The sequence below is a fragment of the Burkholderia sp. Ax-1724 genome (assembly GCF_011752995.1).
Lineage (GTDB): Bacteria > Pseudomonadota > Gammaproteobacteria > Burkholderiales > Burkholderiaceae > Paraburkholderia.
Map to the genome: position 1 here is coordinate 178,256 of NZ_VWWL01000010.1, position 22,839 is coordinate 201,094.

Sequence of the window (22,839 nt, forward strand, 5' to 3'; positions counted from 1 at the left end):
CCGGCCTTGCCGATATCGGAGCCGGCGAGCGGCCCGACGGCCGCCGCCGTCACCCAGGCGCCCGAGCCGCTACCTCTTGCGCGCCGTCAGCGCCGTCTCCAACAGATCCACCTCGCGCATCAGCTTGTTCAGCGTCTCGTCGTTGATCTGCTGGCTGCTGCGCAATTCGAGCAACTCCTTGCGTTCGGCGCGCATCGCCGAGAGCTTCATGTGGAATTCGAGCGCGTCGGCGCGCCGCGCGAGTTCGCGCGGTTCCTGTTCGCAGTCGAGCGTCGCGAGGCGGCGCTGGTACAGGTCCATCACGCGCGCGGTCACGTCGGTCGCATACGCCTGCGCCGATTCTTCGAGGTCCGCGCACTCGGTATCGTGAATATCGTCGATGGCGCGAATCGCGGCTTGGGCGGCGAGCGTGCGCGCGAGCGCTTCCTCGGCCGCGTGCGGGTCCTTGCCGCGCCGCCAGCCGCGCAGCAGCAGCGGCAACGCGGCCACCGCCACCAGCAGCGACAGCAGGATCACGCCCGAGGCGATGAAGATCGCCAGATCGCGCCCCGGCAACGGCGTGCCGTTCGGCAGCAGCTCCGGTAGTGACAGCACGCCCGCCAGCGTCACCGCGCCGCGCACGCCGGCCACCGTCGTGACCGACACCATGCGCAGCCCCGGCACCGCGTTCGCGACGCCTTGCTTGGCCGCGCCGCGGCTTGCGAACCAGCGCAGCAGCCATACCCACACGAAGCGCATCGCATAGAGCGCGAACGCCACCGCGACGATGTAGCCGATCAGCAGCGCGACCTGCGCGTCGTCGGTCTCGTGCGCGTCGAGCAGCGCGCGCCCGAGGATGTGCGGAAACTGCAGCCCGAGCATGATGAACACCATGCCGTTGAAGACGAACTCGATCATCGTCCATGTGCTCGTGGTCCGCACGCGCGAGGTCGCCTGCCACGTATTCGCGATGCTTGCGTAGTTCATCATCATGCCGGCCGCCACCGCCGCGAGGATGCCCGACAGATCGAAGCGCTCGGCGGTCAGGTAGGCGGCGAACGGAATCAGCAGCGTCATCACGATGCCGGGGGCGGGGTCGCCCTCTTCGACGAGAGAGAGGAAGCGCGCCGACACGAAGCTGAATATCGCGCTCACCGCCGCGCCGACCGCGAGGCCGCCCAGCGCGATGATGACGAAGCTGACCGAGGCGTCGCGCAGCGAAAACGCGCCGGTCAGCGCCGCCGCGATCGCGAACTTCAGCGCGACGAGGCCGGATGCGTCGTTCATCAGCGCCTCGCCTTCGAGGATGTGCATCAGCTGTCCCGGAATCTTGCCCTTGCCGGCGATGCCCGAGAGCGCGACCGCGTCGGTCGGCGACAGCACCGCGGCGAGCGCGAACGCGACCGGCAGCGAGATTTCCGGCACGAGCGCGTGCACGAAATAGCCGACCACGAGCACCGTCATGAAGACGAGGCCGAGCGCGAGCATCAGGATCGCGCGGCGCGCCATGAAGAATTCGCGCTTCGGGATGCGCCAGCCATCCGCGAACAGCAGCGGCGGAATGAACAGCAGCATGAAGATTTCCGGATCGAACCTGACGTGCAGGTCGAGGCGAGGCCACGCGAGCAGCGCGCCGATTGCGATCTGCACGAGCGGCAACGGCAGGTTGAACGGCAGCGCGTGCGTCAGCACGCCGGAAGCGGCAACGGCGAGCAACAGGATCAGGACGGTGAAGACAATTTCCATCGGGTGTTCCGGGCAGATGAACGAGGGCGTTTCAGGTGGCGGTGGCACGGCAGGGGCGACAGGTGTGGCAGGTGTGGCAGGTGCGCCGCCGCGCGTTACGTGCGGCCACCGTTCGCACCACAAGGGCTGCAAGCAGGAGCCGCAAGCACAGGCCACAAGCAAGGCCACAAGCAAGGCCACAAGCAAGGCCACGCAAGGCGCAGGGTCGAGTGTAGCCCGCCGGCGCGCGAGGCAGCCCCTAAATGCGCATCGAGTCGTGCACCGCAACGGTGCGCGCCGCGCCCATGCGCGGCGTACGGGCCGTGTCGGCGGTGCGTCCGGTCAGCCGGATGACAGCGCTTTGTGGGCCAGCGTGCGCATGGAGCTTGCTTAACCGCTGCCGATGACGCACATTTTTAGAACCGGCTCCGGCGCGAGAGGACGGCATGACGATTGAGCAACAGGACAGGGCGGCGAGCATGCCGCACGGCTTCGAGGTCGAGGTGGCCTCGGGCCTGCAACGCTATTCGGTGCAGCATGGCGAGCTGACGCTGACGAGCGTCTTCCAGCCGATTTTCAGCCTGTCGCACATGCGCGCGGTCGGCTACGAGGGCTTGCTGCGCGCGCATGACGCGCTCGATCGCGCCGTCTCGCCGCTCGACGTATTCGGCGCCGCCGCGCGGGTCGGCGAGGCGCTGCAGGTCGACCGGCTCGCGCAGACGCTGCATCTGGAAAACTTCAAGGTGCTCGGCGCCGAGCGCGAATGGCTGTTCCTCAACGCGCATCCCGGCGTGCTGACCGATCCGTATCTCGCCGCGGCGCTGCTCGCGAGCCTGCAACGGCTCGATCTGTCGCCGCGGCGCATCGTGCTCGAAGTGCTCGAACAGAGCGCGGACGACCTTGAACGGCTCGCGGATGCGGTGCGCCAGTTTCGCGAGCGCGGTTTCCTGATCGCGCTCGACGACTTCGGCGCCGGCCATTCGAACATCGAGCGGATCTGGCAGTTGAATCCCGACATCGTGAAGCTCGACCGCGTCATGCTCTCGCACGCCGCGCATCGCCCCGACATGGCGACGATCCTGCCGGGCCTCGTGGCGCTCTTGCACGAAGCGGGCAAGCTCGTGCTGATCGAGGGCGTCGAGACCGAGCACGAAGCGCAGATGGCGCTCGCCTGCAACGCCGACTTCGTGCAGGGCTTTTTCTTCGGCCGGCCGAATCCGGGCGTGGCCGACGCCGCGCAGGCGGCGGCGTGCATCGGCGAAGTCACCGAGCGTTATCGCGAGCAGGCCGAAGCGCGCGAGCGGCGCGGCGCGAGCCGTCTCGCGCCGTATCTGCGCGCGTTCGAGCGTGCCGCCGAGCGGCTGGCCGCCGGCGAACCGCTCGACGAAGTGTGCTGGAATTTCCTCGCGCTCGATCACGCCGCGCGCTGTTTCCTGCTCGACGCGAAGGGCCGGCAGGCGGGCCGCAACGTCGTGCTGCGCGCCGACCGCGCGGCGCACGAAACGCGCTTTCTGCCGCTCGCCGACGCGCAGGGCGCGAACTGGCTGCGCCGGCCGTATTTCAGCGCCGCGATCAATGCGCCGGAGCGCGTGCACGTGACGCGGCCGTATCTGTCGATCAACGAGGCGTTGCCGTGCGTGACGCTGTCGGTGGCGACGCGAGTCGGCGAGCAGATCTGCGTGCTGTGCGGCGATATCGACTGGGTGGACGAAGAGCGCTGAGCGCGCTTCTGCGATGATGTCGCTTTCAACGACACCAGGTTGCGCTCATGCCCGTGCTGCTCGAAGTGATTGCCACGACCGTCGCCGATGCGCGCGTTGCCGCGCGGGCCGGCGCCGACCGTCTCGAACTCGTGACCGCGATGGGCGAGGGTGGCCTCACGCCGAGCGTCGGGCTGATCGAGGCGGTGGTCGACGCGGTCGCGATTCCCGTCAACGTGATCGTGCGGCCGCATAGCCGCTCGTTTGTCTACGACGCCGACGACTACGCGGTGATGCTGCGCGACATTCGTGCGGCGAAGGCGGCGGGCGCGAACGGCATCGTGATCGGCATGCTCGACGCCGCTGGCGCGATCGACCGCGAAGGTCTCGCGCGTGCCTGCGAAGCCGCCGATGGCCTCGACGTCACGTTTCACCGCGCATTCGACGAAGCGCGCGATCTGCGCGAGGCGCTCGACGTGCTGCTGTGTGTCGAGGCGGTGAAAAACGTGCTGACGTCGGGCGGAAAACCGTCGGTGTTGCAGGCGCAAGCCGTGATTCGCGAACTCGTGCGGCAAGCGGACGGCTCGCCGTGCACGGTGCTCGCCGGCGCCGGTTTGACGCTGGAGGCGGTGGCGGACTTCGTGAGCGAGACGCACGTCGAGGCTGTGCATTTCGGCTCGGGCGTGCGCGTGAATGGCCACGGGCTTGCGCCCGTCGAGGCCGCGAAAGTGGTGCAGGCGAGGGCGCTGCTCGATGCGGTGGCGCGCTGACGCGTGCAGAATCGCGAGCCAGAAACAAAGCCGCTTCGGCGCTGAACCGAAGCGGCTTTTCGTTGCGGCGCGGCCATGCTCGCGTGACCCAACGTGGCCCGGCTTGATGCAACGTGACCCAACGCAACCCAGCATGACAATCGGCCAGCGCGCCGCGACCTACTTCGCGACCACCACCGGAATCCCGCGCAACTGCCCGGCGCCTTTCATCTCTTCGAGTGACTTCTTCACGGCGGCACCCGTCGCCGCATCGATGCCGAGACGTGTCGCGAGTTCACGCTCCGCGCGCTTCATGCCCGCGAGATTCGCCAGCTTCACGTGACCATAACCGCGCACGCGCGCATGCAGATCGGCGAGTTTGGCGATGTCGTCGAGATGGCTGGCGTCGAGTTTCGCGAGCGCGCGCTGCAACGTGGTTTCGTAATCGCTCGCGAGTTCGCGCTCCATCTTGCGTTCGAGCGTGCGGCCGAACGGATCGAGCGGCGTGCCGCGCAGACCGCGCCACTTCGCGAGCATGCCGAGCACCGGCCACATCCATTGACCGAAGGTTTTCTTGCGCGGTGCGACGCCCGCTTGCGCACGCGTGAGTGTCGGCGGCGCGAGGTTGAAGCTGATGCTGAAGTCCTTGCCGGCCACGCCTTCGAATTGCGCTTCGAGTGCTTCGCGGAACGCGGCATCGGTATGCAAGCGCGCGACTTCGTATTCGTCCTTCACCGCCAGCAGCCGGTAGAACGTGGTCGCGACCGCGCGCGTCACGCGTTCGCTCGCGGTGTCGACCGCACTTTCGGCGCGGCGTGCCGCATCGACGAGCGCGCGATAGCGCTTCACATACGCCGCGCCGCCGTAGGCGAGCAAGCGGCTTTCGCGATGCGCGATCAGCTCGTCGAGCGTATCGACGCGCACGCCCGGCTTAGGCGCATGACGTGCCTGCCAGAGCGATTCGAGCCCGGCCGGATCGGCGGCGGCCATGCGGCCGATCGAAAATGCAAGCTGGTTCATCTGCACGGCGACGTTGTTCAGTTCGATCGCGCGCATCATCGCCGCGAACGACACCGGCACGAGACCGAGCTGCCATGCAAAACCGAGCATCAGGATATTCGCGCCGATCGTGTCGCCGAGAAAACGCGTCGCGAGCGCCTGCGCGTCGCAGGTCGACATGCGCTCTTCACCGGCCGCGTGACGCATCTTGTCGATCAGCGCATCGGCATGCAGCGTCGCGTCCGGGTTCTGCACGAAGCTCGCGTTCGGAATCGCATGCGTGTTGACGACGATGCGCGTGCGGCCATGCCGCACCGTCTGCAAGGCATCGGCGCTCGCGCCGACCACCATGTCGCAGGCGAGCAGCACGTCGGCCTGCTGCGTGTCGATGCGCACCTGGTTCAGCCATTCGTCGCGCGCGGCGAAGCGCACGAACGACAGCACCGAGCCGCCCTTCTGTGCGAAACCCATGAAGTCGAGCACCGACGCGCTCTTGCCTTCGAGATGCGCGGCCATGCTGATCAGCGCGCCGACCGTCACGACGCCGGTGCCGCCCACGCCCGTGACGAGGATGTCGTACGGCGCGGCATCGAGCTGCGTCGCGGGCAGCGCCAGCGCGTCGACACTCGCGGCGAGTGCTTGCGGATCGAACGCGACGCCGGCCGCTTTTTTCAGCTTGCCGCCCGCGACCGTGACGAAGCTCGGGCAGAAGCCGTTCACGCACGAATAGTCCTTGTTGCACGACGATTGATCGATGCGGCGCTTGCGTCCCAACGCGGTTTCGACTGGCTCGACCGACAGGCAATTCGACTGCACGCCACAATCGCCGCAGCCTTCGCAGACTTCCTCGTTGATGAAGAGCCGCTGGTCCGGATCGGGGAATTCGCCTTTCTTGCGGCGCCGGCGTTTTTCGGCCGCGCAGGTCTGGTCGTAGATCAGCACGGTCACGCCGTCGGTGTCGCGCAATTCGCGCTGCACGGCGTCCATTTCGCTGCGATGGTGGAACGTCGTGCCCTTCGGAAACTGGCCGTGATGGCCATCGTATTTCTCGGGCTCGTCGCTGACCACGACGAAGCGCGACACGCCTTCGGCTTCCACCTGGCGCGCGATCTGCGGCACCGAGATGCTGCCGTCGACGGGCTGGCCGCCCGTCATCGCGACCGCGTCGTTATAGAGAATCTTGTAGGTGATCGTCGCTTTCGCGGCGACCGCCTGGCGGATCGCGAGAATGCCGGAGTGGAAGTAGGTGCCGTCGCCGAGATTCTGGAACACGTGGCGCGTTTTCGTGAACATCGAATGCGAGGCCCAGTCGACGCCTTCGCCGCCCATCTGGATGAGGCCGGTCGTGTCGCGCTCCATCCACGAGGCCATGAAGTGGCAGCCGATGCCGGCCTGCGCGATCGAGCCGTCCGGTACTTTCGTCGAGGTGTTGTGCGGGCAGCCGGAGCAGAAGTACGGCGTGCGCTTCACGCTGTCGGCGGCATTCGAGAGGATTTGCGGCGCGACCAGATCGACTACGCGCTCGCGGCGATCGAGCGCGGGCTTGTGCTTCGCGAGCCAGTTCGCGAACACGGGCAGGATGCGCGACGGCCGCAGTTCGCCGAGCGACGACAGCAGCAACGTGCCGTCCTCGGCATGCTTGCCGATCACGACCGGTCGCGTGCCTTGCGTGCGGTTGTACAGATAGTCCTTGATCTGCTGCTCGATCACGGGGCCTTTCTCTTCGATCACGAGCACTTCGGCGAGGCCCGAGACGAACGCGTCGATGCGCGTCATTTCGAGCGGAAACGACAGCCCGACCTTGTAGATGCGCACGCCGGCCGCGTCGAGATCGGCGACGGTCAGGTCGAGCCGGCGCAGCGCTTCCATCAGGTCCAGATGCGCCTTGCCGCAGGTGACGATGCCGACGTTCGCCTGCGGGCTCGGCGCGATCCATTTGTCGATGCTGTTCGTGCGCGCGAAGTGGCGCACCGCGTCGAGCTTCGCATGCAGACGCGCTTCGATCGTGAGGCTCGGCAGATCGGGCCAGCGGTTGTGCAGGCCGCCCGCCGGTGCAGCGAAATCTTCGGGGACGGTCCAGTCGGTCTGCAGCGCGTCGAGATCGACGGTCGAGCCCGATTCGACTGTCTCCGAGATTGCCTTGTAGCCGACCCACGCACCCGAGAAGCGCGACAGCGCCCAACCGTACAGGCCGAATTCGAGCATATCCGCGATGTTCGACGGATTCACGACCGGCATGTGCCACGCGATCATCGCGAAGTCGCTCTGATGTGGCATCGACGACGACACGCAGCCGTGATCGTCGCCCGCCACCACCAGCACGCCGCCGTGCGGCGACGAGCCGTACGCGTTGCCGTGCTTGAGCGCGTCGCCGGCGCGATCGACGCCGGGGCCCTTGCCGTACCACATCGCGAACACGCCTTCGACGGTGCGCTCCGGGTCTGCTTCGACGCGCTGCGTGCCGAGCACGGCGGTGCCGCCGAGTTCCTCGTTGATCGCGGGCAGGAAGCGGATGTCGCTCGCGGCGAGCAGCGTGCTCGCTTTCCACAGTTGCTGATCGACCATGCCGAGCGGCGAGCCGCGATAGCCGCTGATGAAGCCGGCGGTATTCAGGCCGCGCGCCTGATCGAGCGCGCGCTGCATCAAGGCGAGGCGCACGAGCGCCTGCGTGCCGGTCAGAAAGATCCGGCCGCGCGTCGCGGTGAGGTTGTCGGATAGCCGGTAATCGGCGAGAGCAGGCGTGCCGTCGATGGGCAGGCGGGCAGTCATGGGCGAGTCTCCATTTGTCGATCGGAGTTGGCGCTTTAGCGCCTACTCCGATCCCACGCAAGGCGGTCGACCGGAGTTGGCGCTTTAGCGCTTACGCCGGTCCCATGCAACTTCGTTGCTTTCGGTTCCGCGCGCCGTGGTGGGGACCACGCAGACGACGCAGCGGAAGAGACTCTATTTTTCAGCCGCCCTCGGAGTGATTTCTTTCTTCTTTAATCGCGCGCCCGTGAACGGGCGCGAGGAGTCGCGCGTTTTGACGGGCTTTTGAGCTGGATTTGCCACGCGGCGGCGCGCTTCGGGTATGCCCTGGGGCGTTCACCGCGTGTTCAGTACCCGGTCCACACCGCGAGCGCCAGTGCGCCGCCCGAGAGCAGAAGCAGCATCACGAAGAGCGGCAGGATAAAGCGCAGCCACTGGCCGAAGCCGACCCGCGCGGTGGCGAGATAGGCGAGCAGCATCCCCGAGGTCGGCGTCACCATGTTCGTCAAGCCGCCCCCCAGCACGAATGCGAGCACCGAGGTCTGTCCGCTGACGCCGGAGAGTTGCGCGATCGGTCCGATGATCGGCATGCTGACCGCGGCCTTGCCGGACACCGACGGAATGAACACGTCGAGCACCATCTGCACCGCCATTAGTCCGTTGGCGACCCAGACCGGCGACTGGCCATTCGCAAGGCGCGTGAAGCGCTCGATCAGCGTATCGAGCACGAGGCTGTTCTGCAGGATCAGTTCGACCGAGGCGGCGAGCCCGATCAGCAGACCCGCCAGCATCATGCCCTTCATGCCGTCGACGAACGCATCGGCCGCGCCGCGCGAGTCGAGCCGGCCGACCGCCGCCGTCACGATGCTGATGAAGATGTAGAACGCCGATAGCTCCACATTGCCCCAATGCAGCTCGCGCGTGCCGATCACCAGCATGGCGGCGGCGATCGCCAGCACGGCGAGGGTCGCCTTGTGGCGGCGCGACAGCGCGGCCCGCGGATGTTCGCCGATGCTCGCGCGCGCGGCCGCGAGCCGGTAGCCGCTGCGCCGCACGTGGATCAGCAGATACAGGATGCCGAGCGTCAGGAACACGACGAACACGCCGATACGCATGGCAATGCCGCTGAAGAGCGGCACGCCGACGATCGGCTGCGCGACCGCGAGCGACAATGGGTTGGTCACCGACGCGATATAGCCAATCTTCGCCGCAATCGCGACGAGGCCGACCGCGAACAGGTTCGACAGGCCGAGCCGCCGCGACAGCACCAGCACCATCGGAATGATCACGAGGTATTCGGAGATGAAGCCGAGCAGCGTGCTGCCGAGACCGATCAGCAGCATCAGCAGCGGTGCGAGCACATAGACGTTGCCGGCGGTGAGTTGCAACAGCCTGTCGATACCCGCGTCTACCACGCCTGTCTTGCGCATCACGCCGAACATGCCGCCCACGAACATCACCATGAAGATCAGCGGCGCATTCTTGATGAGGCCGTTGGGCACCGCGACGAACGCGGAGACGAGGCTCGCCGGCGCGGCCTGTTCGGGCGTGCTTTTGCTGACGCGCGGTGCGGCCAGCGTGGCGAGACTTCGGCTCTTCGGTACGACCTGGTACGTGCCCGGCACCACCAGCTTGTCGCGCCGCTCGAAGTGGCCGGCATCGATCAGATAGGTGAGCGCCACCGCGGCGAGCAGCACCCAGATCATCATCACGACAGGGTGCAGCATCTTGCCGTGCGGTTTGTTGCCGCTGCCGCCGTGGTTGTCCTCGTCGCGGACGGCGTCGCCGGCATGGCTGCGCGGCGCAAGAGGATCGTCGGCGACGGGCGCCGCGGAGGGACCAAGTGGAGTCATGGGCGGCTTCCTGTCATGCCGGTTGCGGCGTGAGCTGCGGCGCGGCGTAGCCTAGCTCGGCGGAAATCGTGCGGCTGCATGCCTGCAGACGTTCGAGGTAATCGGGAATCTCGATCCGGCTGATGCGCATTTCCGGCCCCGAAATGCTGACCGCCGCAATCGTGTCGCCGCTCACGTCGTGCACCGGCACCGAGATCGCGACCGCGCCGGCCGTGACCTCGCCTACGCTGACCGCATAGCCTTTGCGCGCGATCGCATCGAGTTCGTCGACGAGCTTCATCAAGTCCGGGGGCTGCGGCAATTTCTTCAGGCGTGCCAGATATTCGGTCCTGACGGCGGCGGGCGCGAACGCGAGCAGGATTCGGCCGGACGCGCCGCTATTGAGCGGCCGGCGATTGCCGACCGCACCGACGGTGCGCATTTCGTGCGTGGTCTCGCAACGGGCGACGCACACGGTTTCCAGCCCTTCGCGAACGCGCAGCACGACGGTTTCGTTGATCGCCTGGTTCAGCGAGAGCATGTGCTTTTGCGCGGAGCGCACCAGCGTGTTCTGCTGGGCCGCGGCGACGCCGATCACGAAGGCCTGCGGGCCGAGCGAGTAGGTCGACGCGCGGGTGTCCAGCACGACGAAGCGATGCAGTTCGAGCGTGCATAGCATCCGGTACGCGCGCGACTTGTTGATGCCGAGTCGGTTCGCGAGTTCGGTGACGCCCAGGCCAAGATGCTCGGCGACATGGCTGAGCAGCTTGAGCGCGCTGTCGACGGAATCGACGATGTAGTTCACGGTTGCTCCTTCACGATTCACGGCGCCGCGCGCAAGGCGGCGAGTTGCGCGTGCACGTAAGCGGCGAGCGCGGCGGCAAACGCGTCGAGATCGCGCTTGAGCGCGGCGAAGCCCGTGTGTTTGACGAACGCGGCTTCGTCCATGTAGAGCGCGCGATTCAGTTCGATCTGGATGCTATGGCGGTGCCGCTCCGGATCGCTGACGGCGGTCAGCAGGTCGCCGCCCTGATACGGCTCGTTTATCTGCACGCGATAGCCGGCGCCGCTGAACCAGTCGGCCACCCATTGCGTGAAGGCCGGCGCGGCGGTGGCGCCGCGCCGGTCGCTGATGACGAAGTCGGGCCGCGCCGCGCCCGCGTCGACGTTCATCTCGTTGCCACGCGATTTCATCGAATGGCAATCGACGTGCCACAGCGCGCCGTGTTCCGCGTACGCGCGTTCCGCCGCGGCGGCGAGCGCCGCGCGGTAGGGGCGGTAGTACGCGTCGATCCGGTGCCGCACCTCGGCGACGGACAGCTTGCGGTCGTACATCGGCTGGTTCGGCAAGGCATCGCGCCGGATCAGCCCCATGCCGCGCAGCGTGTACTTCTCGGGCGACAGCGGTTCGGGCCACGGCTCGGCGAGCAGTTGCGCGTCGATATCGGCGAGCGCGCGATTCGGGTCGATATAGGCGCGCGGAAAATGCGCACCGATCAGCACGCCGCCGTGTTCAGGCACGCCCGCCCACAGTTCGTCGACGAATGCGTCCCACGACGTGCGGATCGCGGACACCGGCGCGCAGGTGCCGAAGTCGGCCGGCAGCGCAATGCCGCTGTGGGGCGAATCGAAAACGATCGGCAGCCGGGCACCCGCAGGTTCGGCGACGAAGAACGGCGCGCTTGAAGAGGCCGCCGAAGTGTTGTTATTGGGCGTCAAACAGAACTCCTTTTGCGATGGCCGGCGTCCCTCCGAAGGGGGACGTCGCCCGATAAACGCTTCGCGTGTTTTATTTAATAAAACAGCATATCAATATTTAACGACAGACATTATTGCAGGTCAAGTCGTTCGTCCAAAGCCTTGCCATTCGGGTGTTCAATTCGATAGACCTTGATAGGTAAGGATTTGCGCCGTATCGGCTGATAAAACTTCCTGTGTCGCATATTGTCGTCAATGCGTGAAAACCAGAGTTTTATCCCTGCCTTGACCTACCGTTTTTGCATTTCAAATAATTAATAACACATTGTTTTATTCAATAAAACATGTGGGTGGCGTAGGCACAAACGGTATCCGCGGCTTCGGCATCCAGATCCGAACACTCAAGACAGGGGAAAACACAGATGAACAGCAAAGGTTTGGCGATGGCGCTGGCGGGCGCCGGAATGGGCGTTGCACTGTGCGGCAACGCGGTCGCGCAATCGAGCGTGACGTTGTACGGCATCGTCGATTCCGGCATCACGTACACGAGCAACCAGAAGGGCAGTTCGACTTGGCAGGCGACGGGCGGCAACGAGCAGGGCACGCGCTGGGGCATGACGGGCTCGGAAGACCTCGGCGGCGGAACCACGGCGATCTTCAAGCTGGAGAACGGCTTCAACATCGAGACCGGCACCGCGAGCGCGAACGGCCGCCTGTTCGGCCGCCAGGCGTGGGTCGGCATGTCGAACCCGCGCTGGGGCACCTTTACGATGGGCCGCCAGTACAACGCCGCGCAGGATTCGCTCGCGCCGTTGCAGATCGGCGCAAGCACGTCATTGACGCAGTTCGCGCTGCATCCCTTCGATACCGACGACCTGAACAACACGTTCCGCACCGACAACTCGGTGAAATACGTGACGCCGAGTTTCTCCGGTTTGCAGGGCAATGCGATGTACGGCTTTTCCAATTCGACGAACTTCGCGGCGAACCGCAGCTGGAGCGTCGGCGGCACCTATGCGCAGGGACCGGTGCATCTCGGCGTGGCCTACGTGGTGCTCGACAATCCGGCGCTCGACACCACCGGTGCGATTCCTTCGGATAACTACTATACGTTCCTGAAGGGCATTACGAAGCAGCAGATATGGGGCGCGGCCGGTACTTACGAATTCGGCGACGCCACGTTCGGCTTGCTGTACACGACCTCACTGTTCAATTTACAGACAGGGTCGTCGCAGCGCTTCAACAACTACGAAGGCAGCTTCCGCTACCGTTTCATGCCCGCGTTGCTGTTCGCGATCGGCGAGACCTACACGCAGGTTCTGACGACGCAGAGTACCGAGCCGAGCATGCATTACCTGCAAACCAGCGCGGGCGTGCAGTATTTCCTGTCGAAGCGCACCGATCTTTATCTGAATGCGATCTATCAGCGCTCGTCGGCGAATACGGTGGCGGCTATCGAGGGGGTGAGCAATCCGTCGAGTTCGAGAACGCAGGTGGTGGGCGTGGTGGGCATACGCCACAAGTTCTGATGGCGCGGCGCGCCGCTTAGGGCGTTTGCCGCGCGGCGGGGTCCATTTGCAACGGCGCCGCCTCGAGCGGCGCGATCTCGTCGAAATGCGAATAGTCGATGTGGCTCATGCCGTCGCGCTCGCTCATGATGTCGACGAAACGGTGCTGCCAGAAGATCTGCTCGCAGGTCCACATATGGCGCGCCTGCATCGTTTGCGACGTCGATTCGTCGATGCCTTCGAGCGTGAGCAGCAGCGACATGTCGCTGCCCTTGAGCGTTTCGGCGTTTTCGCCGAACAGCGGACTGCTTTCGTCGATGACGTGCATCAGCATCCAGCCGAGCTTGAACACCGGATGCTGGTCGCGCACGAGCGCGAGGTCGTAGAGCTTGTACAGCGAGAAGCCTTCGACGGACGTCTCCTGACGCAGGATGCGTAGCCGTGCGCGCGCTTCGGCAATCACGTTCTGGCGTGCGTTGGCCGCGCGCACCATCAGCGTCATGCGGCCGTCGATCGGCCGGACCACCGCGTAGCGCGCGAACATGATCTTCGCGTGCGGCCGCGAGAAGCGCGCGAAGATGAGCCCCGTCGCCAACGCGATGCTCGACATGCCGACGAAGATTTCGAGCGTCGCGACCCAGTGCGCGTAGACGGTTTGCGGATGCATGTCGCCGTAGCCGACCGTCGCGAGCGTTTCGACGCTGAAGAAGAACGCGCCGCCGAAGCCCTTCGGAAACTGATTCGCGATCGGCGCGTTGCCGAACATGTAGAGCGCGGCGAACGTCGTGTTGAGCAGCAGGAACAGCACCGCGAGCGCCACGAAAAACACCGGCCAGCGCACCCCGAGCGCGCGATGGTAGAGGTCCTGCCAGAGCGGCGTCGGCATGCCGTGCGCGATCACCACGCGATCGTCGAGACGCATTTCGCGGCTGCCGCGCGCGCGACGCTTCGGCGCGTCTGCGTCGGCGTCGCCGAGGGGCGCAAAACGGTCTGACGGTTCGCTTGCCATCACCTGCTCGTGAGGATGAAAACGGGCACAGCGTAGCATGGCGCGTGGCTCGCGCAGAGGGGGGCAAACCGGGTTAGGATGAAATTTTGACCGTGGGATGAGAGCGCGGATTGCGCGCGCCGTTACGACTGGGATTTTGAGTACATGAAAAAATATCTGACGATTTTTATCGCCACTCTGTTACTGGCCTTTAATAACATTTCATACGCGGGAAGCACGACCCATGACGGGCAGATCACTCCCGAGACACAAGTCAAAGATTTCTATACATGGTTTATTCCACACCTTGCCGCTGATCGCGATTATCCGGTCATGAACGCAGAGATAAACCGGCACGTTGCCAAAGCAACCGTTGATTTTTTACGAAAGCAATACAAGGCCAATAACCTGGCCGAAGACGCGGAATACTTCACGAAAGCACAAGACTTCGACGAGAAGGATTGGGCCGCACATATCGCCGTGCATCCCGCCGTCATGCTTGACAAGGTGGCGCTCGTACCCGTTACGTTCGGCTCGAAAGACAAGCAGACCAATATCGTATTTTTGCGTCAGGAAAACGGCACTTGGAAAATCACGAAGGTCGTGGATACCCTCGATTACCGGTAATCGCCGACGTGTTGCCGTGCTTCGCAGCGTACGGCGCTCAATCGCGCCGCGCCGCACCGCGTTGCGAAGCAGCGAATCTCACCGCGCCCAAACAGGCGCATCCCGACCCCTCACGGAAACACGCGCGGCTTCGGAATTCCCGCGCCATGTTCGATATCGTTCACAGCTTGCCGATGCGCGTTTTCCACCGCTTCGGCCTGATCGGCATAGCCCGCGTCGCCGCCGACGGTGGTCCACGTCTTGACGGCTTTTTCGCGATGGCGGATTTCGTACTCTGCATCCCAGCGCGCGCCGTCGAGTTCGAGCGGGCGGACGTGTATCGAATACACGCCGTAGAGAAAAAGCTGCTCAGCCATGATCGCCTCCAGCCGGCCGATTCCGGCAGCGGCGCGCGCGATGCGCGGGTGGGCGAACGCGGCGCGCTGCCTGAAGTTCGGCCTACAGTTCGATTTCCCCGAGGATACGATGAGCGAGCGCCTTGGCTTCTTCGAGCGCCTCTTCCGGTGTCGACGAAGTGGATTCGACTTCGTAGAGCGTGGTTTCCTGATCGGCGGCGGGCTCGCCTTCGTCGCGCGCCAGTGTGACGAGACCCTGCCAGGCGTCCTGTGCGATTTCTCTTATCGACGCCGTGGCCGTGTAGATCCCTTTGGTGTAGGTGACGTCTTCCATGGCCTCGCTCCTTTTTGCAAAGGTCTCGATGTTTTCATCGTAGCACGGCAATGGCGGTTCGGCTCCGGGCCCGAGCGTGCCCAAGAGAGCGCTCGGGGCGGCGCTTCGCGTGCAGGATGTTCCCGACACCGACGACACTACGCGCACCCCAAGGCAGGAAAGTTACAGCGACGCCATCACGGCGAGGTCATCACAGCAACGCCACGACCTCGTCGAGCGTCGGCGCATGCGCGCCCGCATGTCCGCAGGCCGCCGCGCCCGCCGCGAGCGCGAACGCGAGATGCTCGGGCCACGCGCGTTGCGGCGCGCTCATCAGGCTGAACAGCAGCCCGCCGATCGACGCATCGCCCGCGCCGACCGTATCGACCACGGCGACGCGCGGCGGCTTCGCCTCGATCACCGCGGCGCCGTCGAGCAGCAGCGCCGCGTCGGGGCCGCGCGTGACGAGCACCGTGGCGGCCGGATTCAGCGCGCGCAATTGCGCGAGCGCGGCGGCTTCGTCGTGGGTCTTGAAGATCATGCGCAGGTCTTCGTCCGATACCTTGATGAGGTCCGCGAGCGCGGCCATCCGGCGCAATGTCGGCTCGTAGCCGTGTTCCATCAGATTGCGATAGTTCGGATCGAAGCTGATCTTCACGCCGCGCGCACGCAACTCGGCCGCGAGCTTCGCCAGCGTGTCGCCGAGCGGCTGACGCACGAGGCTGATGCAGCCGAAGTGCGCCCACTTCACCTCGCTCATCCAGCCGGCCGGCAGCTGTGCCGGATCGAACGCGAGATCGGCGCCGTTCTCGCCCATGAAGAAGTACGCGGGCGGATGCGTCTGATGCACGATCGCGAGCAACGGCGGGCGCTCGACGCGCTGCAGGAAGCGCATGTCGAGGCCGGCGGCGACGCTCGCGTCCCACAGTTCGTCGGAGAAATTATCGACGCCGAGCGAGCCCGCGCTCGCGCTCGGCAAGCCGAGCCGCGCGACGCAGCGCGCGACGTTCCAGCCCGCGCCGCCTGGACGCGAGAGCCACTGCGAGGCGCCGGTGCGCACGAGGTCGGTGAGGATGTCGCCGGCGGAGACAAAAACGGGGAAGCCTGTGGTTGCGCTCATTGTGTTTTCTCCGCGGAAGCCGCTGCGGCGGGGGCGGTGGATTCAGCCGCCGCGTTTTCGCCGAGCGCATGCGCGAGCACCTCGTAGCACGCGCCCATCGTGTGATAGTCGGTCTTGCCGGCCGGGCTCTTTTCGTCGCTGTACTTGCGGTTGTCGCAGGTGAGGATGCGATACCACGCACCGTACTGGTGATCGACGAAATGCGTCCAGCTATAGCGCCAGATTTCGTCGTACCAGTCCCAGAAGCGCTCGTTGCCGGTGCGCTTGCCGAGCAGCGCGGCGGTCGCGAACGTTTCGGCCTGTACCCAGAAGTACTTGTCGTGATCGCAGACCGTGCCGTCGGGGCCGAAGCCGTAATAGAGGCCGCCGTGGTCTTCGTCCCAGGCGTGCGTCATGGCGGCGTCGAACAGTTCGATTGCGCGCGGCAGCAGCCACGGCAGCGGGCGGAAGCGTTCGAGAATCAGCAGCAGCTTCGCCCATTCGGTCTGATGGCCGGGCTGGAAGCCCCACGGGCGGAAAATGTTCGAGCTGTCTTCCTCGTTGTAATGCCAGTCGACCGACCAGTCCGCGTGAAAGTGTTCCCACACGAGCCCTTGCGACAGCTTCGCCTGGCGCAGCGTGATGTTCGACGCGACGCGCTCGGCGCGATCGAGGTAGACCAGATGACCGGTCGCCTCGTAGGCGGCGAGCAGCGCCTCGGTCGTGTGCATGTTGGCGTTCTGCCCGCGATACGAGCTGACCTGCCATTCGGCCGAGGCGTCGTCGGCGTAGAGGCCGGCGGCGGCATCCCAGAAGCGGTGCTCCATCAGCTCGAAGGTCGCGCCGATCATCGGCTTCGCTTCCTCGATGCCGGCCATCGCCGCATGCGAGTACGCGAGCAGCACGAACGCGAGGCCGTAGCAGTGGCGCGTCGCGTCGAGCGTGCGCTTGCTGCCGTCGCGCCATTCGAGCTCCCAGTCGTAGCCCTCGTGCTGCGCGTCCCAGTGCGCGTCGCGCAGAAAGCGCAGACCGTGGCGCGCATAGTCGAGGTGCTTGGGGTCGCCGAACTGGCGATACGCCATCGCGTAGTTGAACACGTAGCGGCAACTGCTGACGAGGTGGCGCGTGGTGTGGTCGTAGATCGAGCCGTCGTCGCGGAAGAAATGATAGAAGCCGCCGCTCGGGTCGAGCACGTTCGGCGCGTAAAAGCGCAGCGTGTCCTCGATGTGCGCGAGCAGGAACGCGCGGTGGCGGAAGCTGGCGACGGGCGGCGCCTTGGCGGCGTCGGCGGCGGGGTGAAGCGGATCGGTTTGCGTCATGGCGTTTTCACCAAAGTACTGGCACGGGCAACGAGTTGAACGGGCAAGCGGACCTCGAGCTCGGCGGGCGAGTCTTCGAGCAGCAGTTCGACGCCGCGCCGGCCGAGCGCTTCCTTGTCGACCGCGATCGTCGACAGCGGCGGGGTGGCGTGGGCGGCGGCGGGAATATCGTCGAAGCCGATGATCGCGATGTCGTCGGGCACGCTGAGGCCGCGCGCGAGGCACACGCGCAGCGCGGCGAGCGCGGCGGCGTCGTTATAGGCGAACACGGCGTCGGGGCGCGGGCCCGGCGCGTCGAGCAGGCGCTGCATCGCGCGCGCGGCGCCGGTGTCGGGGTCGAGCCCGGCGTCGATGTTCACTTCGAGCGACGGGTCGAACAGCAGTCCCGCTTCGAAGAACGCACGCCGGTAGCCGAGCGCACGCTCGGCGATGCTGAAATGCGCGAGCGAGCCGCCGATGAACGCGATGCGCTTGCGCTGCTGCCCGAACAGATGGCGCATCGCGAGCGCGGCCCCGGCGGCGTTGTCGAGATTGACCGAGCGCAGGCCCGGCGACCACAGATCGATCAGCACGAGCGGGCGCTGCATCGCGACCAGTGCGGCGAGCGTTTCGGGCTCGACGAAGCCGGCGATCGCCACGGCGTCGGGCGCGTGCAGGCGCAACGGGTGAATCACGTCCTCGGTCGGGCCGGCGGTTAGCACGGACGGCACGATGCCGCGCTCGCGGCAGGCATCTTCGACACCGTGCAGCACGTGCGAGAAGAACGGGCTGGCGGCGAAATTGTTGTGCTGACGATGCAGCAGGAAGGTCAGGCGGCGGATGCGCGGACGCAGTTGCGCCGGATCGTAGCCGAGCTGCCGCGCCGCTTCGACGACGCGCTCGCGGGTGGCCTCGGAGAGACCGGGCTGGTTTTTCAGCGCACGCGAGACGGTGCCGATCGAAACGCTGGCCGCGCGGGCGACGTCGCGGATGGTTGTAGCCATCGAATGAAGCAGCCGCGCCGACGCGGCTCATGGGTTGGGTTCGGGCGATTGTATAGTAAAACGTACGCGAAACACCCCGAAAACGCGTGGTTAATCACCCGTAAATACCCGTATTTTATGGAGTTAAAGTGAATTTTTATGTTTAGTAAAATTCACTAAACATGGTGTGGGCAAGGCTCCAGGAATTTTCCTATGCCATCAGGCCGAGGCGACAGCGCGAGCGTTTGGGCGTGAAATAACGACACAGCCAACGAAAAAAAGCCGCACAAGGCGGCTTTTTCAAACGACGACGCTCAGGGAGGGCGCTTATGAATGTCCTGTTTGCATTGCGCGTGTTCTCAACGGCGCGCGACGGCCGCGGCGGGCTGCTGCGCGGCGGCCGCAGTTTCGCCGCTGAGGTCGCGGGCGCCCCAGCGCTGCGCGAGCGCGGCGCACACCATCAACTGGATCTGGTGGAACAGCATCAGCGGCAGCACCACGGCGCCCACCGCATGCGAGGCGAAGATGACCTTGGCCATCGGCACGCCGGCGGCAAGGCTCTTCTTCGAACCGCAGAAGATGATCGTGATCTGGTCGGCACGACTAAAGCCGAGCCGCTTGCTGGTCAACATCGTCACGGCCAGTGCGAGCGCCAGCAGAACGGCGCTCACCACCACGAGGCCGCCGAGCGCGGAGAGCGGAATCTGATGCCACAGGCCTTCGTTGACAGCCTCGCTGAACGCGCCGTACACGACGAGCAGGATCGAGCCCTGGTCGACGAACTTCAGCACGCTGCGATTGCGCTCGATCCACTTGCCGATCAGCGGGCGCAGCAGCTGGCCGGCAATGAACGGCACCAGCAGTTGCAGCACGATGTTGCCGATCGTATGCCACGGCGAGCCGCCGCCGCTCGCCGCCTGATTGGTGATGACGACGCTGACGAGCGCTGGGGTGATGAAGATGCCGAGCAGGCTCGAGGCCGACGCGCTGCACACCGCGGCCGGTACGTTGCCCTTGGCAATGGACGTGAACGCAATCGACGACTGGACCGTCGATGGCAGCGTGCAGAGGAAGAGGACCCCCGCATAGAGAGCCGGCGTGACAAGCGGCGAAAGGAGCGGCTTAAGCGCGAGGCCGAGCAGCGGAAAGAGCGCGAACGTGCTCAGCAGCACTACCGCATGAAGGCGCCAGTGCGTCGCGCCCGCGATGATCGCTTCGCGTGAGAGCTTGGCGCCGTGCAGGAAGAACAGCAGACCGACGGCGATGTTGGTCACCCAGTTGAACCCCACGGCGGCTTGCCCGTGCACGGGCAGAAGGCTGGCGAGGATCACGGTGCCCACGAGGCACAGGGTGAAGTTGTCGGGAAGTAGTTTGGGGCGAGCCATGTCGGAATCTCGATTCAATGACGCGAAAGAGTGCGGGACGCGCCCGGGAGCGCCGTTTCCCGCAATGGGAAGCGGCTATTGTTGTTGAAATTCGATTCAAAAAGCAAATTCATTTGCCGAATCGATTAATGATTGCTGTGCATCAACGGGCCAGCCGCGAGCGGCATGGCCCGTGCTGGCCGCTGTAAGGTTTCAGTACGGGTAACGCGCTTCGCCGAGGCCTCGCCGGTTTAACGATCGGACACGTAATCGGCCAGGCAAGCCGATGCCGCGGCGGCTGCGCGAGGTTCGCGCGGAATCGCGCAAACGCCCGCCAGGAAGCCCTTCCAGAGCCGTCGCGCAAGGGCTTTGTCGCAGAAAAACGTCGCAGTAACAAGGTGTTACATCAACCGATGAGACCTAACACTTTTTGGCTCGACACCCTTTGCCGACGCCCATAAATTACGGTTCAAAGGCCGTAGGGATACCCGCGCCGCGCGATGAACGCGGCGCTTTTCGCCAGTCCCGCAATCGTCCACCGCAGCTCGAACGGTGGATGTCAGGCAAGTCTTCGGGCGCGAGAGTCACAAGGTGGACGGGTTGTCGAGAACGAGGCGCTGGGCGTGGGGCGTGGTCATTGCCGCGCTGTGTTCGTTCGCCTATGCAAAAGGACCTGGCATGCCGCACGGCGGCGGTGCCGGTTTTGCGCATGGCGGCGCCAACCGCGCCATGGGCATGCAGATGCACAGCGGCCACTATGCCGGTGCCGTCGGCCTCTCCAGCGCACGGCCTTTCCGCAATGCGATGAGCGCGCGCGATCCGCGCATGCCGCGTGGCGCGAACTTCGCGGACGCCAATTATGGCGACGGCTTCGGCGGCTATAAGCCGGGCATGCGCCGCGTCACAGGACCATCGTCCGGGTACGCCGACGGGCGCGGGCATATGCAATACGCCGGCGCCATCACGCCGGTCAGCGCCGACGCGCGGCCGGTGCCGCGTCCGCCGCCCAGCGTGCCGATGCGCAACGGCTCGATTCGGGCCGACGTTGCCCGCTACAACGAAGAGCGCGGCGCCGCGCGCGCGATGCAGCGCCCGTCCGACGATCCGCGTCAGCCGGAAGGCTCGCCTTATCGCAACTAACCGGTCTGGTTAGCGGCGCTCATCGGGCAGCGCCTGCTGCCGTCGCTCCAATCTTCCAGTCCTCCGCTGCTCCGTTTCCCCTTGGCGCTCGCGGCGATTCCGCCGCATCACCGCCGCCGTTTTACGTCCACCGCTTCACGTTCTCCCCTCCCATCCCCCGCGTCATCCCCAATCTGACGTTTCGACGCCACACTTTTCTGAAAACGCCAGGCTGCGACGTACCCGCCACTGCCAAATCAGGGCATTCTCGCGGCGGCGCGTCATTTCGCTGTCATACGGAGCGTCACTACCCCTTCGGCGCGCCGTCCGCCGCGCCCCATGCGGCACTCGCGCCATCTTCGGCGGGCCGGCGAGGCCCCCGGCAAGCCGCCGTATCAGGCCGATCAACGACCAAACTAAGCAGACCGATATACCGGCAATAAGCAGCACTATTTTTGTTCATAAAAATGGTCCGTAAAGATGGTCCAGCCCCGATTGGCTCGACGGTCGAACGGATAACAACAATGGTTCGCGCGAGCGCCCCCTTTCGCACAGCCACACCCTTTTGACAAAGATTGGAGATTCCATGAAAACAAGCCTCAGCAGCGCGCTGAAGACCACTCTCAAGGCCAGCGTCTGCGCTGCCTTGCTGGCGAGCGCATCGTCCGCTTTCGCGCAATCGAGCGTGCAGCTCTACGGCCAGGTCGACGAATGGGTCGGCTCGCAGAAATTCCCGGACGGCAAGGCGGCGGCGGTGGTGTCGGGCGGCGGCATGTCCACCTCGTACTGGGGCTTCAAGGGGACCGAGGATCTGGGCAACGGCTACAAGGCGATCTTCACGATCGAAGGCTTCTTCCGCGCGCAGACCGGCGAGTACGGCCGCTTCACCGGCGACACGACGTTCTCGCGCAACGCCTACGTCGGCATCGAATCGCCGTACGGCACGGTCACGGCCGGCCGTCTCACGACGCCGCTGTTCGTCTCGACGATCCTGTTCAATCCGTTCATCGATTCGTACGTGTTCTCGCCGATGGTCTATCACACCTATCTCGGCCTCGGTACGTTCCCGAGCTACACGACCGATCAGGGCGTAACCGGCGACTCGGGCTGGAACAACGCGGTGTCGTATGCGACGCCGAACTTCAACGGACTCTCGGCGACGGCGATGTACGCGCTCGGCAACACGACGCAGAACGGCGCGAAGAAGTGGAGCGGCCAGGTGCTGTACTTCCACGGCCCGTTCGCGGCGACCGCGGTGTACCAGTACGTGAACTTCAACAACGTGCCGGGCGACCTCGGCAGCTTCGAGACCTCGGGCGTGCCCGGCTTGCGCAGCCAGAGCGTCGCGCAGGCGGGCGTCTCGTACGACCTGAAGTTCGTCAAGCTGTACGGCCAGTACATGTACACGTACAACAACCAGCAGGTCACGAGCTGGCACGTCAACACGGGACAGGGCGGCGTGACGGTGCCGTTCGGCCCGGGCTCGGTGATGGCGTCGTACGCGTATTCGCGTAACGGCGGCGGCTCGAACCAGACGCGCCAGACGGCGGCGGTCGGCTACGACTACCCGCTGTCCAAGCGCACGGACATCTATGCCGCGTACCTGTATGACCACATCACCGGTCAGTCGAGCGGCAACACGTACGGCGCGGGGCTGCGCACGAAGTTCTGAGTAGCACCCAAGTCTCGCCACAAAGCCCGCGTTCCGGCCGGAACGCGGGCTTTGTCGTTTTCGGGCATCGTCGAGACGAGCCTTTGCTGCCGTTCTTTTGATA

The 22,839-nt window shown here is 65.3% G+C and carries 18 protein-coding genes; 6 read left to right on the forward strand and 12 right to left on the reverse strand.

Going from position 1 to position 22,839, the window contains the following annotated elements; translation table 11 throughout:
- Positions 1-69: 69 nt before the first annotated feature.
- The gene (locus F3J19_RS14110; protein WP_167042277.1) at positions 70-1,725 is read right to left on the reverse strand and encodes a Na+/H+ antiporter; all 1,656 of its coding nucleotides are present in this window, start codon (positions 1,723-1,725) and stop codon (positions 70-72) included.
- A 425-nt stretch (positions 1,726-2,150) separates the two neighbouring features.
- On the opposite strand from F3J19_RS14110, the gene F3J19_RS14115 reads away from it, so the two are divergent.
- Both F3J19_RS14115 and F3J19_RS14120 read left to right on the forward strand, forming a co-directional pair.
- The gene (locus F3J19_RS14115; protein ID WP_167042279.1) at positions 2,151-3,425 is read left to right on the forward strand and encodes an EAL domain-containing protein; all 1,275 of its coding nucleotides are present in this window, start codon (positions 2,151-2,153) and stop codon (positions 3,423-3,425) included.
- Positions 3,426-3,472: 47 nt separating this feature from the next.
- The gene (locus F3J19_RS14120; protein ID WP_167042281.1) at positions 3,473-4,174 is read left to right on the forward strand and encodes a copper homeostasis protein CutC; all 702 of its coding nucleotides are present in this window, start codon (positions 3,473-3,475) and stop codon (positions 4,172-4,174) included.
- Positions 4,175-4,333: 159 nt separating this feature from the next.
- On the opposite strand, the gene F3J19_RS14125 is transcribed toward F3J19_RS14120, so the two are convergent.
- The 4 genes from F3J19_RS14125 to F3J19_RS14140 form a co-directional block, all read right to left on the reverse strand.
- On the reverse strand, positions 4,334-7,921 hold the full coding sequence (locus F3J19_RS14125; RefSeq protein WP_167042283.1) for an indolepyruvate ferredoxin oxidoreductase family protein: 3,588 nt from the start codon (positions 7,919-7,921) through the stop codon (positions 4,334-4,336).
- A gap of 326 nt (positions 7,922-8,247) precedes the next feature.
- Complete coding sequence (locus tag F3J19_RS14130; protein ID WP_167042285.1) at positions 8,248-9,753, reverse strand: YfcC family protein; 1,506 nt, start codon at positions 9,751-9,753, stop codon at positions 8,248-8,250.
- A 13-nt stretch (positions 9,754-9,766) separates the two neighbouring features.
- Entirely contained in the window at positions 9,767-10,537 is a 771-nt protein-coding gene (locus tag F3J19_RS14135; protein WP_167042287.1) for an IclR family transcriptional regulator, read from the reverse strand.
- Between the two features lie 17 nt (positions 10,538-10,554).
- Positions 10,555-11,451 carry an N-formylglutamate amidohydrolase gene (locus F3J19_RS14140; RefSeq protein ID WP_167042289.1) on the reverse strand — a complete coding sequence of 299 codons (897 nt, stop codon included), beginning with the start codon at positions 11,449-11,451 and terminating at the stop codon, positions 10,555-10,557.
- A 401-nt stretch (positions 11,452-11,852) separates the two neighbouring features.
- On the opposite strand from F3J19_RS14140, the gene F3J19_RS14145 reads away from it, so the two are divergent.
- Positions 11,853-12,959 carry a porin gene (locus F3J19_RS14145; RefSeq protein WP_167042291.1) on the forward strand — a complete coding sequence of 369 codons (1,107 nt, stop codon included), beginning with the start codon at positions 11,853-11,855 and terminating at the stop codon, positions 12,957-12,959.
- Between the two features lie 16 nt (positions 12,960-12,975).
- Here the strand turns inward: F3J19_RS14145 and F3J19_RS14150 are convergent, their stop codons facing one another.
- Positions 12,976-13,947 (reverse strand): ion channel, encoded by a 972-nt coding sequence (locus tag F3J19_RS14150; protein WP_167042293.1) that lies wholly within the window; start codon positions 13,945-13,947, stop codon positions 12,976-12,978.
- 144 nt (positions 13,948-14,091) lie between these two features.
- Here F3J19_RS14150 and F3J19_RS14155 point away from each other — a divergent pair, with 144 nt between their 5' ends.
- Positions 14,092-14,553, forward strand: coding sequence for a DUF3828 domain-containing protein (locus tag F3J19_RS14155; protein ID WP_167042295.1), 462 nt, complete (start codon positions 14,092-14,094; stop codon positions 14,551-14,553).
- Between the two features lie 110 nt (positions 14,554-14,663).
- Here F3J19_RS14155 and F3J19_RS14160 read toward each other — a convergent pair whose 3' ends face one another.
- The 6 genes from F3J19_RS14160 to F3J19_RS14185 form a co-directional block, all read right to left on the reverse strand.
- Positions 14,664-14,909, reverse strand: coding sequence for a hypothetical protein (locus tag F3J19_RS14160; protein WP_167042297.1), 246 nt, complete (start codon positions 14,907-14,909; stop codon positions 14,664-14,666).
- Positions 14,910-14,991: 82 nt separating this feature from the next.
- Entirely contained in the window at positions 14,992-15,222 is a 231-nt protein-coding gene (locus F3J19_RS14165; RefSeq protein ID WP_167042299.1) for a hypothetical protein, read from the reverse strand.
- Positions 15,223-15,412: 190 nt separating this feature from the next.
- Entirely contained in the window at positions 15,413-16,321 is a 909-nt protein-coding gene (locus F3J19_RS14170; protein WP_167042301.1) for a carbohydrate kinase, read from the reverse strand.
- Complete coding sequence (locus tag F3J19_RS14175) at positions 16,318-17,619, reverse strand: AGE family epimerase/isomerase (RefSeq protein WP_167042303.1); 1,302 nt, start codon at positions 17,617-17,619, stop codon at positions 16,318-16,320. Before F3J19_RS14175 ends, F3J19_RS14170 begins: the two co-directional genes overlap by 4 nt.
- Positions 17,616-18,602, reverse strand: coding sequence for a LacI family DNA-binding transcriptional regulator (locus F3J19_RS14180; protein ID WP_167042305.1), 987 nt, complete (start codon positions 18,600-18,602; stop codon positions 17,616-17,618). Before F3J19_RS14180 ends, F3J19_RS14175 begins: the two co-directional genes overlap by 4 nt.
- 338 nt (positions 18,603-18,940) lie before the next feature.
- Positions 18,941-19,966, reverse strand: a complete 1,026-nt coding sequence (locus F3J19_RS14185) for a bile acid:sodium symporter family protein (RefSeq protein ID WP_167042307.1) — start codon at positions 19,964-19,966, stop codon at positions 18,941-18,943.
- A 570-nt stretch (positions 19,967-20,536) separates the two neighbouring features.
- On the opposite strand from F3J19_RS14185, the gene F3J19_RS14190 reads away from it, so the two are divergent.
- Both F3J19_RS14190 and F3J19_RS14195 read left to right on the forward strand, forming a co-directional pair.
- Positions 20,537-21,085: a hypothetical protein gene (locus F3J19_RS14190; protein ID WP_167042515.1), complete on the forward strand. Its 549-nt coding sequence runs from the start codon at positions 20,537-20,539 to the stop codon at positions 21,083-21,085.
- 565 nt (positions 21,086-21,650) lie between these two features.
- A complete protein-coding gene (locus tag F3J19_RS14195; protein WP_167042309.1) occupies positions 21,651-22,736 on the forward strand; it encodes a porin in 1,086 nt (361 codons plus the stop codon).
- Positions 22,737-22,839 lie beyond the last annotated feature (103 nt).